The 17,729-nt window shown below is 34.7% G+C and carries 16 protein-coding genes and 1 pseudogene; 2 read left to right on the forward strand and 15 right to left on the reverse strand.

Annotation, left to right across the window (positions count from 1 at the left end; genetic code table 11):
• Positions 1 to 57 precede the first annotated feature (57 nt).
• Complete coding sequence (locus Q4550_RS18260; protein ID WP_303535110.1) at positions 58 to 312, reverse strand: SMI1/KNR4 family protein; 255 nt, start codon at positions 310 to 312, stop codon at positions 58 to 60.
• A 225-nt stretch (positions 313 to 537) separates the two neighbouring features.
• Here Q4550_RS18260 and Q4550_RS18265 point away from each other — a divergent pair, with 225 nt between their 5' ends.
• A complete protein-coding gene (locus Q4550_RS18265; RefSeq protein WP_303535111.1) occupies positions 538 to 1,803 on the forward strand; it encodes a hypothetical protein in 1,266 nt (421 codons plus the stop codon).
• 103 nt (positions 1,804 to 1,906) lie between these two features.
• Here Q4550_RS18265 and Q4550_RS18270 read toward each other — a convergent pair whose 3' ends face one another.
• Positions 1,907 to 2,845 carry a DUF1672 family protein gene (locus Q4550_RS18270; protein ID WP_303535113.1) on the reverse strand — a complete coding sequence of 313 codons (939 nt, stop codon included), beginning with the start codon at positions 2,843 to 2,845 and terminating at the stop codon, positions 1,907 to 1,909.
• 204 nt (positions 2,846 to 3,049) lie between these two features.
• Positions 3,050 to 4,000 carry a DUF1672 family protein gene (locus tag Q4550_RS18275; RefSeq protein WP_303535115.1) on the reverse strand — a complete coding sequence of 317 codons (951 nt, stop codon included), beginning with the start codon at positions 3,998 to 4,000 and terminating at the stop codon, positions 3,050 to 3,052.
• Positions 4,001 to 4,617: 617 nt separating this feature from the next.
• Between Q4550_RS18275 and Q4550_RS18280 the strand changes: the two genes are divergently transcribed.
• Positions 4,618 to 4,863: a carbohydrate kinase family protein gene (locus Q4550_RS18280; RefSeq protein ID WP_303535117.1), complete on the forward strand. Its 246-nt coding sequence runs from the start codon at positions 4,618 to 4,620 to the stop codon at positions 4,861 to 4,863.
• Positions 4,864 to 5,120: 257 nt separating this feature from the next.
• Here Q4550_RS18280 and Q4550_RS18285 read toward each other — a convergent pair whose 3' ends face one another.
• From Q4550_RS18285 to Q4550_RS18340, 12 genes and pseudogenes are all read right to left on the reverse strand, one after another.
• Positions 5,121 to 5,909, reverse strand: coding sequence for an Ltp family lipoprotein (locus Q4550_RS18285; RefSeq protein WP_303535119.1), 789 nt, complete (start codon positions 5,907 to 5,909; stop codon positions 5,121 to 5,123).
• A 176-nt stretch (positions 5,910 to 6,085) separates the two neighbouring features.
• Positions 6,086 to 6,595: a TM2 domain-containing protein gene (locus Q4550_RS18290; RefSeq protein ID WP_303535121.1), complete on the reverse strand. Its 510-nt coding sequence runs from the start codon at positions 6,593 to 6,595 to the stop codon at positions 6,086 to 6,088.
• Between the two features lie 229 nt (positions 6,596 to 6,824).
• Positions 6,825 to 7,274: a helix-turn-helix domain-containing protein gene (locus Q4550_RS18295; RefSeq protein WP_303535123.1), complete on the reverse strand. Its 450-nt coding sequence runs from the start codon at positions 7,272 to 7,274 to the stop codon at positions 6,825 to 6,827.
• 211 nt (positions 7,275 to 7,485) lie between these two features.
• Positions 7,486 to 7,821, reverse strand: coding sequence for a magnesium chelatase subunit ChlI family protein (locus Q4550_RS18300; protein ID WP_308809531.1), 336 nt, complete (start codon positions 7,819 to 7,821; stop codon positions 7,486 to 7,488).
• 12 nt (positions 7,822 to 7,833) lie between these two features.
• Positions 7,834 to 8,052: pseudogene (locus tag Q4550_RS18305) on the reverse strand (ATP-binding protein); the annotation flags it as partial.
• A gap of 211 nt (positions 8,053 to 8,263) precedes the next feature.
• A complete protein-coding gene (locus tag Q4550_RS18310) occupies positions 8,264 to 9,583 on the reverse strand; it encodes a Wadjet anti-phage system protein JetD domain-containing protein (protein WP_303535124.1) in 1,320 nt (439 codons plus the stop codon).
• Positions 9,504 to 12,863: an ATP-binding protein gene (locus Q4550_RS18315; RefSeq protein ID WP_303535125.1), complete on the reverse strand. Its 3,360-nt coding sequence runs from the start codon at positions 12,861 to 12,863 to the stop codon at positions 9,504 to 9,506. The genes Q4550_RS18310 and Q4550_RS18315 overlap by 80 nt, the downstream gene beginning before the upstream one ends.
• Entirely contained in the window at positions 12,832 to 13,437 is a 606-nt protein-coding gene (locus Q4550_RS18320; protein WP_303535127.1) for a DUF4194 domain-containing protein, read from the reverse strand. The genes Q4550_RS18315 and Q4550_RS18320 overlap by 32 nt, the downstream gene beginning before the upstream one ends.
• 19 nt (positions 13,438 to 13,456) lie before the next feature.
• Positions 13,457 to 14,857, reverse strand: a complete 1,401-nt coding sequence (locus Q4550_RS18325) for a Wadjet anti-phage system protein JetA family protein (protein WP_303535129.1) — start codon at positions 14,855 to 14,857, stop codon at positions 13,457 to 13,459.
• Between the two features lie 184 nt (positions 14,858 to 15,041).
• Positions 15,042 to 15,704: a hypothetical protein gene (locus tag Q4550_RS18330; RefSeq protein ID WP_303535131.1), complete on the reverse strand. Its 663-nt coding sequence runs from the start codon at positions 15,702 to 15,704 to the stop codon at positions 15,042 to 15,044.
• A gap of 11 nt (positions 15,705 to 15,715) precedes the next feature.
• Positions 15,716 to 16,306, reverse strand: a complete 591-nt coding sequence (locus Q4550_RS18335) for a hypothetical protein (protein ID WP_303535133.1) — start codon at positions 16,304 to 16,306, stop codon at positions 15,716 to 15,718.
• A complete protein-coding gene (locus tag Q4550_RS18340; protein ID WP_303535135.1) occupies positions 16,272 to 17,552 on the reverse strand; it encodes a hypothetical protein in 1,281 nt (426 codons plus the stop codon). Before Q4550_RS18340 ends, Q4550_RS18335 begins: the two co-directional genes overlap by 35 nt.
• Positions 17,553 to 17,729: the final 177 nt, after the last annotated feature.

Raw genomic sequence — 17,729 nt, forward strand, 5'->3', positions numbered from 1 at the left:
TACTCTCTGATGCAGCACTGTTCCGTTTAACCTATCACTGAGTGATTCGTTAATGTATTACGTGCCCTTTTTCATTACACCAAGGTCAGGGTGATACAAATCTGACAAAATGGAACCAGGAATAAATAGTTCCCCACCATTGCAAACTTGTAAAAAATCCTTATAGATCTTTGGAAAAGTAATAGCTAATTCCTTTTCAACTTCTATTATATGATTGAGATTCACTCCAGGATTTAGGACGTGAACACCATCTGCATATTTGAAGATTTCTTTTAAAGAATTGCTTAATTCATTATTTTTACGAATCATCATTTATAAAGCCCCTTCGATTTTTTCATTAAACAAACGTTTGATTAGCGAGCGATTTGATTTAGAACACCGCGTTGTCTAGACAGATTTGATAACTTTTAAAACTATTAATTGGATTAGCTTTTTCTAGTTCGTTCTACAGCTAAAATTCTATGTTTTGATATATTTACCAGTTTATCATGTTACTATAGAACTACTAACCAATTCAAAAGGAAAGGGAGTTATGAGTTGCCAAGGTTTTTATCCATATTAACCTTCTGTTTGTTAATTTCAGGTTGTGCATTTAATGAAGAAACCGAAGCAGATCCTTCTACCAAACAACAACCAAAGAAAACAGAAAAAATTGTAACTGACAATAATGACAAATTTGGAACTGCGCTGTTAAAAGCAGTATTTAAAGACGGTGAAGTAGAAATCGAATCAAAGGAAATGGGAAGCCTCAAGGATTCTCAATCAGCACTTGAGGACAATGTCATCAATGTGATGACAGGAGTGCCAGACGAAGAGAAGTACTCTGATAGTGATGTTAGCTTTGAAATGACTTATTCCTATTACTATGATGACAAAGAACAGGGCTATTGGGTCTATCTCGTCAAAGGTGAAGACGAGAAATTATTAAAATTGTTAAATGAAAAATTGCTTAAAGCAAGAGAAGATGGCACTTATCAGAAAATCTATGACCAATTTTATAAAGAAGAGAACCATTCTATTCTAATTGATCATGATAAAGAAGAGGATCAAGACAAGAAAGAGGCGACTTCTGATACGACAGAGTCTAAGCCTTCTTCCACTAAGCAAAAAACCACTTCCCAAGATCCACCTGCTAAAGAAGAACAAAAAGAAAAAGTTCAAAATCCTGTTAGCATCAACCCAAGCGGTGTTGAAGTTGTAAATGGTCAATTTTCAGTTGAAGGAATTACATTAGGCATGACGTTAGAACAAGTAAAGAACAAACTTGGAACCCCGACGTATGAAGGGTCTGACCGGGATGAAATGCAGTCACATGATCACGTGACGGAGTATGGGCCATTATATATTGGCTACTACAATAACAGTGTTAAATCGATCATATTTGAAGTGAGTTCAGGAGTTAAATCGACTGGTTGGTTCAGTCAATTGTCTAACCAAACGACAGAAGGCGATGGAAACTATTATTATATTGAAGGTTCTAAAAACTATTTTAAGGTAGAACCAAGTGATCAGCCCGCCTATGCCTATGTCATGTATACCGGTCCAGAATTTGAAAGTGAAAAAGATCGCAAGGAAAGAGAAAGTAACAAAATGTCGCCCGAAGAAGCTATTGAAGCGGTGATTGAACATGAAAACATTGCGGATCATCCCGAATTAATCGTGGAGCATGACCATGATGAAGGCGAACGGTACGTCATCCATGTCTATGAACTAGTGGATGAAGGTACGGAAGCAGCTCACACAGCAACATGGGGCTGGTATTATGTAGATCCTTATAGTGGAACAATTGAAAGCATTTTTTAATAGGTACTTAAGTCTAGAAAACCTTCTTTATTGGTTATGTTGTTGTTTTGATTGATAAGCAATATCTTAAGAAGGTTTTCTTTTTATCATTTCCAAGTTTCGGTTATCTTTTAATAATCTCATCAGGATAAGTTCGTTCTAAACTATTGTCCTTTATATTTTCCCCACTGTATTTATCGATTGTATTGTCATGTAGAATAAAACCATATTGCCCTGCAGCTAATCCTTCCATATCAGACAGATCCTTAACGATTTCATCAAATATTTCTTTGCTTGGATCAATCTTCGGCTCTTCCATATACAATTGTATGAGAGTTCCTATCATCGACGGATCGACATTCTCACCTGCTAATCTATCAGCCCACTCTTCTTTAGATCGGTCAGGCTGATCCATATACGCACCTAGAAGCTTTTCTTCCACAACCCCACCATAAATCACGACTTTGTAATAAGAAGTGGTATGATAATTTCCCACACCGTTTTGAAGAGCTTCTTCATCAATTCCGACAATAGGATGTTTCTTCACTTTTTTCTCTATGTACTCATCCAACTTATTGAATTTTTCTTCATTAATCCACGCATATAAGCCACTGACGATTGCAGTTTCAACTTGTCCTTCTTGCGACCATACTCCTGTAGGGTCTATTTCTTTGTTTTTTTTGTTGATAGGAATAATGGCGTACGAGTAAAAATGCGGTTCACCGATTGACTCTACCGAAACAGATGCTCCACCTGCCGCTCCAACAATGTGATGTACCTTAACCTCTGTATGATAAGTCTCTTTAAAAAAAGCTTTCACGGCATCACGTATTTCTTCTTGATGCTCCATAGCAATTTGATCGGTTTGATCACCATTCGGAAGAGAATATTCTTCTCCAGTATATGTCTGAACAGGTTTATAATAGTGATCTTCACTCGAGTTAGTCTCCTCGTATTGTGTGTTCTTTTCTAACTCATCAACTGAATGAGTTAACGCAGAACATCCTGCCAAAAGCAATAGGCCCCAAAGGAGGCCAGGAAATAGTAATCTCTTTTTAGTCATACAAGCTCCTTTTTTCAGTTCTTTCAATTCGGTGTAGGAGTCTGCTTACTCCTTAAGTTCACTTCATATTTTCAGAGGAATGACTCTCTTTTAGTCCAAAACCGATGATTGCTTCTAACTTCTTTTTGACTGCCTCCATCAGACGGTGAATAGATGCTTCTAATTGTACTGTTGAGCAATTTTGCAAAGAGCTCTAATATTTCATTAATCATTTACAAGATAATGAGGCGCAGCCTTTTCAAGAGAATTTTCTTTATTATTCTGTCCGTTTGTTTTATTAATTTGATTATCATGAAGGTAAAAACTATACTTACCAGCAGGCAAACCTTCTTTTTCAGTTAATTTGTCTACAATTTCATTAAAAGCAGATTTGTCAGGTTCAACATCTTTTTCGTTCATATACATCTCAATCGAAATTGAAATCATCGAAGGATCAAGCTGAGAATTATTCACCATCTTTCTCCATTCTTCAATTCCCTTATTAGGGTTTTCCAGATATTCTGGGAGTAACTCTTTGATACGACCTCCAAATATAGTGACATTATAATAAGGAGTTGTATAATAACCTCCTCCGACATTCTCATTCACTTCTTTTCTTATGCCAACAATAGGATATTCTTCTGGAAGTTTCTCAACAAACTTATCAAGTTCTTTAAACTCGTTTTCATAAATCCATGCATACAAACCACTAACGATCGATGTTTCAATCTGGCCTTCTTGCGACCAAACACCTTCAGTATCTACTTCTCTTTTATCTTTATCTATTGGAATAATCGCATAGGAATAAAATTGTGGCTTGCCAACTGATTCTACAAATACAGTGGCACCATCTATTGCTCCTACAATGTTATGTACCTTAACCTCTGTTTTGTACTCTTCCTTGAAGTACTTCTTTATTGCTCTCTCCACTTCATCTCGGTTTTCTTCAGCTATTTTATCTGTCTCTTCACCGTTATCAAGCGTATATTCTTCCCCTGTATAATCTTGAACTGATACAAAATATTTGTCCTCTATCATTTCTTCTTCAGTCTTTTTATCAGCTTTTTGTTCATTTTCTTTTCCCGTCTCATCGTTCGAATTAGTCAAAGTAGAACAACCTCCTAAAAATAATGCACTACAAAGGATGCCAGTCAGTAAGAAACGTTTTTTAATCATAAGTAGCTCCTTTTTCAGTTCTTCCTATTTCGTATTTGTATTTGTTTCTTTCTTAATAGAGTATAAATGAGATTAATGTGACTGAGTGACCTGGTTGCCAATTAATTGAAAATAGTCTATTTGAACTAATTAGCTGATCTATTAAACGATTCTATTTTACTAGAAAAAGTGAATCTTGATCCTTTTTTATATACTCCAAACGATTTTTACAAATAATTACATACCCCACTAATTAAGTACCCTATTAAAAAAATTCAAACCTAAAAATTGTAAGATTCCCTCTTTGTTACCTTTCTTTATCCAAATCAACTCTGCCATATTGGTTCATAGTGAATCACCGGGACGGTTCGAGATCAGTGAAAAAGTAATCACTTCACAAAAAACAAGCTATTTAGGGGATACTAAAATATCTCTCCGTATTGCAAACGAGCCTTATAAGCAATTCTAAGGGCTCGTTTTTCTTTCATTAAAACACTTCTTAAAAAAAATTAGACTTTTTCACCAGTCTCGGACCATCCACGCTATTCATAGAAAAATCACTCTGCAAGTGTTCTATTAACTTAGTAGTCAAAATAAGATGCGTTGTAGGGACAAAAATTCATATAGGAGGTTTGTTAATGGAATCAGGTACAAATGTAGAAGCTCTCCGTACGTTTGGTTGGATATCGTTTTTCGGAGGGTTCGTTCTAGCAATTACGTTAATCATTGCCTTGGATCCTCACGGTTGGCTACTAGGTGTAGCTTCAATAGTTGGGGGGATTTTTCTTTCTGCTCTAATAATGGGTTTCGCTGTATTGATAGAAAATATTAGTAGAATACGGAAAACGATGGAAGAATCAAATGGAAACAACTCAATTAACTAGTCATTCTAAAACCCGGAATCAACTAGTACAGCCCCAGAGGAGTAATTCTATGTATTAATTTTAATTATCGGAAGTTATTAGAACTTATTTCCTGACAACTGCTAAATTCTAGGTGATATTTGTAGCAGTTCTACTGATTCATTTTTCTTGTATAAAAACAGTTAAATTACTTAACAAATTGGTTAGCTCAACTGTTCTTTCACAATTGTGTTTCTTGCTTTAAAACAAAAAAGAATCACGGGAACCGTCCCCCGTGATTAAAGCCCGATTTCATCTACAGCTTGAGTTGCCTGCTCTTGGGTAAACCCGTCAAATACGAGTTGATCGATCAGGCCACTTCTTGAAAATGACATGACATCAAGATATGTTCGCCCCGCTTCCACCGCTTGGGCGTTCCAATCGACAGTAATGTTTTCCACTGCGAAAGCAGCTTCGGCATTACTGTATCCGTCGAATTCTAATTGCTTAATCAAGCCGGTTTTCGAAAATGCCATAACGGATAAGTATGATTCTGCTGACCCAATTGCATTCTGTTGTGCCAATGTAGGACTTGGTTTTTCTGATTTCTTTTCAGCCTTTTTCTTAGCCTCTTGTTCAGCCTCTTTTTTAGCCTTTTCTTCGGCATCTTTTTTCGCTGCTTCTTCAGCTTCCTTCTTTACTTTTTCTTCCTCTTCTTTCTTAGCTTTCTCTTCAGAAGCTTTGGCTTCTTCTTCCGCTTTCTTCTTTTCATCAGCTGCTAGCTTTTCTTCTTCAGCTTTCTTCTCTGCTTCTTCTACCTTCTTTGCCTCCTCTTCTTCTTTAGCTTTCGCCTCTTCATCAGCAATTTTCTTCTCTTCGGCATCTACTTCTTTTGTTGGCTCTGATGAAGCGGTTTCTGTTTGTCCCCCACCTGGCACCGTTACACTAAATATAAATACAATAGCTAACGCTAATAAAATAAGCCCATTTCTTTTTCCTTTTCCATTTCGCTTCACTAATCCTACAATAGTGATAACACCTACAATCAGAATTCCTAACATACTAATAGCAAAAATAAATAATGACATTATAGAACATCTCCATTCATCTCTATTCATCCCCATTTAATTCTTCTCTGATGACTGAGATATATTTGGTCCGTCCATCTGGACTTTCAGCATGGTACTAATGCTGATAACTATAACCTCGATTTAGGTACACGAATAAAGTTATAAGAATTAAGAGCGTTGTAGGCTTTTCAACGTCAAGCCGCTCGTCTGAAGAAGTTGCGATCATGCTTTGCGGCAAATGACTCATCACTAGAGAAGAGATAGATAACTCCTTCGATAATGCCAACAATTGTCGGAATCCAGGTCCATGAGAACAATAGATATATAATTCCCCAACCCCATCTACCAAGATAAAACTTATGTGCGCCAATTGAACCAAGTAAAATAGCTAACACGCCTGCTGCAATTCGATTTTTTGAGAAGATCGGTTGATCTCTTTCGACTGACCCGCTTGAACTAGCTGCAGAACTCGAAGCTCCTCCTCCGCCTCCAGCATTCATAAAGACCATAGGGTTTGAATTATTTTTACTTTCTTCTAGTCTTTCAATCTTACTTTGATTTTCTGACATGATTTCACCAATACAAGTTTTACAGTAATTTTTGCGCTTTACTTCTGTGTTACACTCCTGACAAATAAATTTGCCACAGCCTACACAAGTCCCGATGGATGATTGATCTTCATGAATATAGCAGCTTAACCCCACTATTAATCCCCCTTAAGTCACGATTTATTACAAAACCTATTACTATTATATACTAAAATTATCTTTAATATGGATAATATAAACATAATATTACTTTTTAATAATTCTTTTGCACCACTACTTAAGAATCACCGGGACAGTTCTCGTGATTCACTCTATACAAAAAAATAGGTAAGGAACAAATTCTCAACCATTACCACTCACCTTATATAAACATGCGCTTAATCATTCAAGCCCTATAAATCAAAGTCTGCGAAACCCCCAATATCCTAGCCACCTGCCTTTGCGAAACTCCCTCAATACCCTTCACCTTCCGTAAAATATGATCCCTATTCTCTTTCGGTAAACTCTTCACCTGTGCGATTTCCACTTTTCCAAGTAATCCTTTAATCACAACTCTCGCTTCATCATCAGTCAACCTTCTCCTATCAGTATCTACATCCTCTAAACAGCGATCATCGTTTACTGTCTCGTTAAACTCCTTAAACCGCTCAATAGCCGTCGTTCTGTCTTCTCCAAACATGTTCAATATCAAATCACAATTTACCAAACGCGCAATCGAAGTTAATTGATAATACTGTCGACAGCTACTCCACCCCCATTCTTCCACAGTCCTTACCATTCTAGCTTTTAGAGGGTTTTGATGAATGTAGCGAACGACGGTGAGGAGATATTCCACTGTTTCGACATTCTCACTTTTAAATCGATCCTCAAATAGATGGCCGGATGTGTTGTATTTAAAATGATAGTGGGACGGAGGGACAGGTACATCGTCCCGGCGAACGTCTATAAATAAAGCACTTCTAGATTTATGACAAAATGCCTTATCCCTTCATCACTTTCATTCTATGTACATTCTCCTCCCCTCTCTTCTGGAGCTTCACAGCCTCCTAAATATGAGCATCAGAAATCGCCTTAACCTGCTGGAGGTCAGCAATGGTCCGAGCCAGCCTTAAAATTTTTATCTGTGCCCGGTTGCTTAAATGGTTCTTTAAGGACAGCTGGCGAATCATTTGATGCTGGCTGTTTGATACAAAATTGCTTTTTGTTAATCTGTCGTATGAGAATCTGCCATTGCAGATTTGTTCACCATATCGAGCGTACTGCCTTTGTCTTGCTGCTGTTACTCGTTTTCGAAATTCATTGGAACTTTCTTTTTCGTTTTCCTGTTCTGCTTGCAGATCTACTGGTTTTAGGGATAAGTGAATGTCAAAGCGGTTACGAATTGGACCTGAGAGTCAATTTTGGTAGGCGATAATTTGTTTTGGAGTGCAGGTGCAATAGTGGGTCAACGAATGAAGGAAGCCACAGGGACATGGATTCATCGCACCTATCAAAATAAATTGAGCGGGGTAGCTAACGGTTGAATGCGCGCGGCTGATTGTTACCTTTCCGCTTTCAAGAGGTTGTCTTAACATGTCGAGTGTCTTTTTCGTGAATTCGGCTATTTCATCTAAAAAAAGGACCCTATGATACTAGTTAGATAAAAAACTATATATAGAATTATATCTATTAATGAAACTCTATATAGTGTATCTAATTACTATTTTTCATCTTTATATAATGATGTTTTTGTAAAAATAGATATTATGGGTGATAGATGTATTTAGAAATAAGCAAACAAAAAGGCCCACCACCGGTTCAAGGTGATGAGCTTCTATTTCATACTTATTTTATATTCATATTAATTACTAAGCCTTCTTGTTCTAACCGTATCTTATTTCTTAACAAAGCTTCGATTAACGTATGCCATAAATCATAACTATCATCATTTAGCAGTGCTGTTAGTTTATTGGCGTACTCAGGTGAAAACTGCATGCCATATTTAAGGTATTTATTATATATGTACTCGTCCATAAATAAAGGCTTTATATTTGAGAAATAATTTCTACGCAGATGTTCAAATATTAATATACCACCGTAATCTATGTCTCCCCAGTGATAGACCTCAACAGAATTGTTTGATTGTTGTATAAAACCCTTAAGTTTATATAGTAACTTACGTAAAGCATGATGAGGATACCCACCTGTATAAATGGTTAGTATATGATCAGAGTTTTTAAAATTACTAAAACTTAAAGTATCTTCTACTATTTTCCCATTTAAAAATTCATGATAAGCAGTTAAGTTTTCAATAAAGATGATTGCCTTTGCATTTATATTTTTGATTTCTAACTCTTTAATAGTTTCAAATGAAAGTCCAATTCCGCCTGGTAATTCAGCAACATCTACACTTGAACTTTTACTACTAAATATCAAAGGACCTGAAACTAAAGTTATTTGAGGGTTTTCCACAATACCTATTGAGTCCAGGTATTCGATATCAGTATCCAGCTTTATGTTACCAAAACGTTTATATATAGAAATTAATCTACTCTGTACATGTTTTTCTATATACTTAGTATCATTAAACAATTGATGACTAAGCACTCTTTTCATCGTCCCCTCATCCATTGTCGGAAGAAAAAGAAGAGTTTTGACTAAATCCTGATAACCTTTTGGATTATCAAATTCCAAACCTGCTGTTTGATTCTTCAATAAAGCTTCATTATAGTAATCCCGGAAATTCCTTACCCATTCCCAAGGATGCTCTGATAATGGGCTAAGGATTGATTGGATATCTTTCAACTTCTGTCCTTTAGGAGTAATTCCAGCAATTTCATATGCATAATCTATAGCTTCATAGTTAAGATATACTTTGTCTATCTCTTCGCCCTCTTTATATTTGGGCCATTTGACTTCAATAATTTCATGCTCTTGGAGTTCCACGAGTGCTTGGTGAATCCACTCTCTTTTCCGATAATTCATCTCATCAAAGTAATCTTTAGAAAGTGCATTACTCAGTTTCTTTATCGCGATCTGCGGTCGCTGCATACTTACTTCTCCTGTTTTAAACGCCTTACTTGCTTCATACTTCTTCAGAAGCAAAGAGAGAAGCTTGCTCTTGTACTCCTTGATTTTCTCTTGTTCCTTGTTCAATTCCTTCACTATCACTCACCTCTCTATCTATCATATCCGTAAAGCATTCATAGCCTTCTCTATGTACTACGATCACCGTTGATACTTCTGTTGCCATGTTTGAAAGCTTTTCATCCGGTACGGCAGCTATTAATTGAAAGTTCATATTTTTAATTAAACGTAAGCTTGTTTGTATTCTTTCTTCATCCATTTTATTAAACGCTTCATCAAAAACAACCAAGCGCATAGTTTTATCGGAGCTATATAGCTGGTTAAATGAAGATAAGATCGCTATATAAAATGGTGTCTGTGTTTCCCCACCAGACTTTTCTTTAAGCACTTGTGAAAACCTAATTCTACTATTTGTAGTAGTAATTATGATGTCGAAGTCTAAGTAACGACGATAATCAGAGAATTCTTCCTGATCTCCAGCCTCGCCTTTAATTAATATCTCAAACAGTTCATGTAAAGACTGATCTTTTGAATCATCTGGTATATCAAATAAAGAGCCTTTTTCTACAACTTGAGGATCCGTGATAATTTCATAGAACCTTTTATATTTCTCACTTGGTTTAAATTCAAATTGATAACTTTCTTGATGAAAAGGAAATCTTTTAAGTGCATCATTGAGTTGTTGAAATTGCCTTTTTGCACCTTCAATTGCTTCTTTCATTTTATAGATAAAGTGCGATTTAAACTCTTCTTCAGATTGCTTAAGGGCTTCAGTTAGCTTTTCTTGATAGGAATCAATGTCAATATCGATTTGCTCTAAAAGCATTTGATACTCTTCATTGTGCGGAGCTTCTTCTTCTCCATTAAAATTATGCTTAACATTATAATCATGTCTCTCGTTTCTGATATCTTTATTTAACCTATTATCCGCTTGAGTACGATTACCTTTTTGGTTATTAACCCAGTTTTCTATTTTCTTATCCAACGGTAAGTCTTGTTTATCGGCTTCTTTTAAACGTTCTAAAGCCACCCAATACATTTCTTCTGAGTTCTCATTCTGCCATTGAACTACTTGTTGCTCGTACTCTTCCATGTTGCTCTTAGATTGATTTAACAAATCTTCTAAAGAATTAAACCTTACTTTTCTTTCTTTGATCTCGCCAATAAGATCTCTAACTTTCTCTTCTAAATTCTCCTCCCGATCCTTCCAATAAAAATAATCTTCCTTTAACTTTTTTATTCCACTAAGGTCTAGTTGAGACAATTCTTTTTTAAACTTTTCTAGATTTTCTTCTAATGATTTTATAGTGTTCGGTAATTCAATGTCTTTTCCCAGCTGAGTATAATAGCTACGTTTTTCAATTAGCTGCGATTCCCAATCTTCATATAGACTTTTCAGTTGTACTAATTTTTCAATATCTTGCTCCGTTTTATAAAGTTCTTCTTTCTTAAGTTCTATCTGCCTTGGTATAGCTTTAGAGCCTATAAAAGGTATTTGATATCTTTCTTTCTTAATTTGTCTCGCTACTAGGTTTTGATATAGCATACAGCTACTCGTTATAGCTGCCTGATGCTGGCTTAACTCTTTTTCAGAGTTAGATTTCATTACTCTCCCTAACAAGTGTTCAATACGAGCTTGAATCACAGGATTTACTGTTTCTAGCTCTTCCGCAAGAGATCCTTGCCTCAAAGAGCCAAGGTATTTACTCTCTTTTTGCGTATTTACTAAACCGACACCCTCTATCTTGTGATTCAACTTTTCAGCTTCATAAATAGATAAAGCTTCTTCAAAATAATCCGGTTCTACTAATAAATCAAACTTCTGGGTATGTAAATAACCCTCAACGGCATTACGCCATTCTTCATTTAAAACTTCCATCTCCTCACAAAGTATCCAAACCTTTGATTTTCCATTCAATTGGCGCACTAACAATTCTTTTAACTTACTAATAGATGCAGGATACGTTCTTTTCTTATTTTCTAAATTTCTTACCTCATTTACTAACCCGACCCGTTTCGCTTTCAATTCTTCTATTTTCTTATCTGTATCACTTTTTGCAATAATAAAGCGGTTATAAAGTTTTGATAATTCTTCACCAAGTTGATTTAACTTTTGCAGTTTTAATGGTGCTGCTGTAACCGTCGATGACTCTAACGCATTAGAAAATGATTCTATTAGTAGCAAACCTTCTTTCAGACTGATTTGCTCTCCTGCCTGCCACTTCCAGTATTCATTATCCGGTATGTTGGTTAACCTGTTAATCATGTTTCTTTCCTGATGCAAATCGTTTATTAGCCTTACTAACTCTTGTTTGTAAATATCTATCTCTTTTAACGTTTTATCAATATCTTTATGTAACTCTTCTTCTCTCTTTTTTCCCTGGTTATTTTGCCATTTTTGAAAAGCTACTACTTTTTTGCCTTTTGCCTCATTATGTTGATTTGAAGTAATGTTCTTCTGATTTGTTAACTCCGTAATCCTGTTATCTAATTGTTGTTTTTTATTTTCTAATATTTCATGTTCTTCTTGTTGCTTAGCGACCGTTAATCTCCTGATTACATATTCCTGTTGCTCAACGGTATCTAATAATTTCTTATATTGCTCAAAAAGGCTTTTAATTTTAATTAATCTGGTCTGTCTATTTCGTAAATCATCTAATTCACGCCTATATTTTTGATGAACCTCAAAGTTCTCTTTCATAATGTCCAGCTGTAATTCTTTCTTGTCTAGAATGTAGTCATAAACAAAATCTCTTACATTATGTATTGGTTTAAAAGATAATGCTTTTGAAAAAGAAGAGAAAAAACGATGGTTTACTTGCCCCATTCTATTTAATAAAGCTTTCTGATAACCATCTTTCGTCCTCTCCAACACTGAACGATGTTTCAAACTGTTTACATAGCGATGAAATTCATCTCGGTTTTTTAATTGGCCTGTTTCTTTTAAATACTCGACATCTTTCAACTTACAATTATTAATTATAAAATACTCGTGATCAGTTGAATCATCTCTATAAACATCGATAACAACACCGACAACAAAATAATCTAATTTCTTCTCATCAAAGAATTCTGCCATCAGATAAGTGGTAAAATCACCTTCTCGGACATACCTTTGATCGTCACTCCCTATCTTCCCTCTTAAATAACTAATTAGGGAGCGTCTTGCATCATCGTGGGCAGAGGAATTAAAGCGTATCATTTTCAAGTTTGCAATAAATAAGACTTGTAAGGCATCAATAATTGTTGATTTTCCTGCAGCATTTCTACCTGTTATCATCGTTTGATGCCCAAACGGAATCTCTTCATCTTTAAAATAATGCCAATTAATCAGTTTCAGTTTCTTCATCCATTTCATTTTCATCCTCCTCTCCAGTTCCCACTTCATAACGCAATATCTTTTGATTTAATTGTTGAATGGATTCTGCATCAATCATATGTAACCAGCTATGAAACATGCGAAATCTACAATCATCTGAATGCCAGTTTGAGTCTATCGGGTCCAACAATTGATAGCTAGTGCATAAACGTATATAATCACTTACTTTTGATTTTGTGAAGCTTGGTAAGCGAAAGGTCTCATATTTTGCCCTTATTTCATATAATGTTGTGACCGGAAACTCTGACAATGAAAGCCCTTCTCTTTTTTCCTGATAAATAATTCTAAGAACTAGCATCCATATACTTTCTTCCCGACTGAGCCTTTTTCGATGGCTCCCCTTGTGAGAAGATACAAATATTGTTTCATGCCTATCATCAATAACAAAATCCCACCCTAAAAACTGAAAAAACTCTTCTAATTTCTCCTTGTGACGACTCGCTAAATAATACGAGGCACGATCCAACTCTTTCACAAGAAAGTTGGTAGAAATTAATTTACTAATAACATCTTGTAACTCTTTTTGCTCCGACTCACTTACGCTTGTGAACATGGGTAACACCTCTTTCTCTTTAGCTATTTCGTATAACATTACGATCATCAAAACGGTATTCGCCGATATGCAAGATACGTTGGTCTTTTTTGCGCACCAGTCGATACTCCGAGTGTTGATCATACCCATATAAGTACACGTAAGGTAAATATATATACTCTTCAACTGTTTGGGGTGCTAGCTCACTCATCCCCATTTCCTCACGGTCTCCTAATCGTTCCAAAACAAACGCATTAACCTTTTGCTTGGTGATGGCATTTTCTAATCTTTTAATATTATTATCTCTGATTTTCTTTTTTACTTCCTCAGAGATAGGGACTACTGTGTGCGGTTGTGCTTGATGGGCAGCTTTCTTTTTACGCGGAGTAAGCAATGATTTTTCTGATAAATGTTCTACATTATGTAGTCGAAAAACGTTACTTAAAAACTCAACCCAATGATCTTGTGTTTTTTCATAACTTTCTAAGACGGTTGCAATTTGCTGGTCCAGCCCTTGATTATGTTGTGTTAAATACTTAGCACGGTCATAAGACGATTTAATGTATTGATGATGCCTAATATCAATTTGTTCATATAATTCATCTAGACTGTCATAGGTTTCCTCAATGAATTGTAAGGATTGCCTAATTTTAAGCTCCGCTTCATCTTCGTTTTTATATAGCTCTGATTTCATAGCATCCTCTATTGCTATGTTTAGCAAGTCTGTGTTTAAAGACCACTTTTGTACCGTTTCTAATATCTTACTCCTATACCTCGCAACATGATCAGACGTTTTTAATCGATGATAGCTTTTATCTACAATTTTTTTCATGTACACATCAAAATGGTGGTCTAATACTTCTTCAAGAGACTGCTTGCTTATTACTTGTTCCATATGATTTTTCATATTGTTAATCAGCAGACGTAACTCTTCTAATAACTGCTCTGTAATCCGTTCCGCTTCGATAATAGCAATACTAGGTTGTCTTTCCATCCCATCGTTACTTAAAAGCTGATACGTACTTAACGCATAACTTTGGTATTCTATCGATCTCACCTGGCAAAGATCATGCAGAACACTTAACATACGAATAGAATAATGCGGTAAAATGATATACTGCTTAAAATTATTCCTGGTTTCTACATCAATCCATTTTAAATATAATAGTTTTCTTAATAGCGCATTCGCTTTAGCACGATGCAAATTTTCTATTTCATTAGAATCTAAATTGCTATCTTCTTCTAATTCGAATTCAACTCCAGATTCCTCTTTAACTTCTATCAACTCTTGTAACAAATCTCTCATAATATCGTAGTCAATCCCGATTCGGTTAATCTTGTATTGTTCATATAATTCTAGAATTGCTTCGGAATATATTTCCTTATTACTTCCTGAAAACAAGGAAAAAAATCTGTCTGGTAACACATCAAAAAGCTTCATTTTTCTAGTCCCCATACTCATTAAAATAATAGTTAAATTATACCATAATAGTCTAGGTACTTCCGTAGTAACAAAAAAAGCTCACCACCAGGTGAGGCGATGAGCATAACTTGAAATATTAAGATAAGCTTGCTAATTATTAATTTACTCAAAAAAAAAGGTCTCATGACGACAACCTTTTAAATTAGTCTTCCTCTGTTTCATTTGAAGAACTGTTACCATATAATTCTTTCATTTCAATTATATCATCTTTTATTAAAACTAATATTTTTTCAATATTTTCCTTGTTTTCTAAATTAGTAATGATCAATTCTAAGTATTTATATACTTGATGTGATTTTTTGAAAGCCTTTATGTGGTTACTGTATTCTTTGTTTTTTAATTCTTTAAGAAAATCTGAGTAAAACGTAAAGTTCATCTGTGTATGTACTGCACGAAGGATCTCTTTTACTTCCTTTTCCTCAGCTAGATCATTGGCTAAATCTGATATAGAGTTTTGTCTCATCATCTTTGACACCTTTTTTAGTGCTTCAAGATTGTCATGGTACTCTTCTTTGATATTGTCGTAGAATTTCATTTCATTTTCTACCTTTTCCTTTTTCTTTACATTCTCTTGAAGAGAAAATATAAAAAAAGCTACAATTCCTGATAATGTGCTTCCTATTAATACAAAACTTGCTCTTATGTACATATCTAAAAGGTCTATGCTATTTTGATCAATTAAAATATTTTGATTAATGATCAATAGTATGAGCGAAAAGCAAGCAAATACTGCCAAAAAAATCACTATTAGAATTAGTTCAAATGGAGAGAAGAACTTTCCCCTTTTTCCTTTATTACTAAACATTCGTTATTCTCCTACAATATATCTCTATATTTTTTCATTCTTTCAGCACGATCTGCAGATTGTTTACCAATAGGTCTGCCATTCTTATATATTAGTTCTTCAGCTGTTTTAAAAGTTACTTCTATATCTGTTCCCCCTCCTAATACAGCTGAAGCCGATTCTGGTACCTTAGAAAGGGGGTTATCCTTTAAACTTACTTTTACTTCCTTTAATAACTCTTGGTTTATCCTAAATAGGAGCTTAACTTCGCTTAAGTGATCTGATGTTATAAGGTGATCTTCAAAGCCGCACTCTTTACATTTAAAATTCATAAGTGCTTCTTCATCTTTAATAATATTTATTCTTCCGCATTCATCACATTCGTATTTATAAAATTGCTCTAGTATATCACTACTGTCAGTCAGCCCTAAAAAGAAACGAATCGCTTCTTTAGGAGGCTTAGAAAAGGATAGTGCAAACCTATAAGGGCTGAGATATTCTGCACCCAAATCAACCTCTTTGGAAATAAAATTTTGTAGTAAAGGGTAATATTGGTCTATAGGATATTCTTCAGCTAAAATTTTATTTTCATTGTACAAATCCCTTAATTTTGTGTATAACATATTCTTCTCTAATCCTCCTTTCTTCTACAGAAGTAGTTAATGGGTCTGCCTGTGTGTAATCAACATAATAATGTATTTCTAATACACCGTGGATTTCTTTAAGGCCTATCTCTACAAAAGATAGGTCTTTTTCAGCCTCTTTACCGCTAAGTTTTTTTGTAAAATCATTTTTATTAAACTTCCAATAAATCCCCAATTCAGAAACTTCCTCATATTCCTTGACCACATCTTTTAAGCTCCAGTAAATCTTAGAGTAATATACCGGTTTATGATCTTCATTTCTATTGATTGAACGGGTTATTCTTCGGTCAATAAAACTGAATCCAAAAATATAGCCTCCATCCCTAATAAAGTCTACTTGTTCCATATTTTTAGCAGTATCTTGGTATTTTACAGTCATTACCTTCTCTACAAATGGATCCGGGTTAGAAATATGAAGTTCCTCTTTGAGGTACTTAGCTATATTTTCTCTTAAATCTTTCTCCGTCACCTTTATGCTCTCTTTAGCTTCATTCTTGGTAATTTCTTTTTTTATTAATTTTAAGGATTTATTTGATTCCTCTAAAAAAAGTTTGTATAAACCCTTGTGAATCTTTGCCTCTCCAGACTTTGAAGTACTTAATGCAATAGGTAACTGATTATTCACAAAATTAGTTACGTAGTTAATAACGTCTTTTAATAGCAATCTTGTTCCTTTACTAGCGTTTCTTAATAAATATTGATTTAAACGAACTTCCAAATGATTTTGTTTAAAATCCAATATACAAGAAACGTAAAATGCACATTCTTCTTTTTTTAATCCTAATTCTGCCTTACCTAATTTAAAAAGAAAAATAATTCTTTGTCCTTCTTTTCTTATAGTAATTAACTTTTCATCTTGAGGGAGAACGTGAGATAACTTTCTATTTAAGTATGGAGAAAATTTACTTGAAATATTCAACTCATCATATGCCTTATCCGCTGTTATATCGGTATTAATATTAAGGTAGTAAGACCTTTCTGGAAACAAGTGTACTATGGCCTCAAAAAAAGTCTTATCTATTTCAGTATCGTTAAACCCTTTTACAACCTTTTCATTCAACAGTGTTCGAATTTTTTGATAAGAATTGCTTCCCGATGCCAATCGAAACAATTTATTATATTCCGGAATTCTTGGTTTGAGGTAATTAGTTAGCTCCTTTACCCCAAAATTCCTAAGAAGACTGAATTTATAATCATATGGAATAACCTTTGTATTTTTTACCATTTTAATCCACTTCCCAAAGTAATATTACAATTACTTACCATTCTATCTCTTTTTTAATGTATTGAACAATATTAAAAAGGAAAGTGGTCTCTTTTTTCTACATATTATGCTAATTTCAATTCTATATATATTCGTGACGGGGCCTTAAAACCCCTTTATCAACAACGCATCTTATTC

The organism is Anaerobacillus sp. 1_MG-2023 (assembly GCF_030547345.1).
Classification (GTDB): Bacteria; Bacillota; Bacilli; order Bacillales; family Guptibacillaceae; genus Guptibacillus; species Guptibacillus hwajinpoensis_B.

Bases quoted from the DNA above. Each gene is read 5' to 3' on its own strand.
- Q4550_RS18275 (WP_303535115.1), bottom strand. From the start codon at position 4,000: ATGATTAAAAAACGTTTCTTACTGACTGGCATCCTTTGTAGTGCATTA.
- Q4550_RS18320 (WP_303535127.1), bottom strand. From the start codon at position 13,437: ATGTTCACAAGCGTAAGTGAGTCGGAGCAAAAAGAGTTACAAGATGTT.
- Q4550_RS18340 (WP_303535135.1), bottom strand. From the start codon at position 17,552: ATGGTAAAAAATACAAAGGTTATTCCATATGATTATAAATTCAGTCTT.
- Q4550_RS18325 (WP_303535129.1), bottom strand. From the start codon at position 14,857: ATGAAGCTTTTTGATGTGTTACCAGACAGATTTTTTTCCTTGTTTTCA.
- Q4550_RS18280 (WP_303535117.1), top strand. From the start codon at position 4,618: ATGGAATCAGGTACAAATGTAGAAGCTCTCCGTACGTTTGGTTGGATA.
- Q4550_RS18270 (WP_303535113.1), bottom strand. From the start codon at position 2,845: ATGACTAAAAAGAGATTACTATTTCCTGGCCTCCTTTGGGGCCTATTG.
- Q4550_RS18260 (WP_303535110.1), bottom strand. From the start codon at position 312: ATGATGATTCGTAAAAATAATGAATTAAGCAATTCTTTAAAAGAAATC.
- Q4550_RS18330 (WP_303535131.1), bottom strand. From the start codon at position 15,704: ATGTTTAGTAATAAAGGAAAAAGGGGAAAGTTCTTCTCTCCATTTGAA.
- Q4550_RS18315 (WP_303535125.1), bottom strand. From the start codon at position 12,863: ATGAAATGGATGAAGAAACTGAAACTGATTAATTGGCATTATTTTAAA.
- Q4550_RS18335 (WP_303535133.1), bottom strand. From the start codon at position 16,306: ATGTTATACACAAAATTAAGGGATTTGTACAATGAAAATAAAATTTTA.
- Q4550_RS18285 (WP_303535119.1), bottom strand. From the start codon at position 5,909: ATGTCATTATTTATTTTTGCTATTAGTATGTTAGGAATTCTGATTGTA.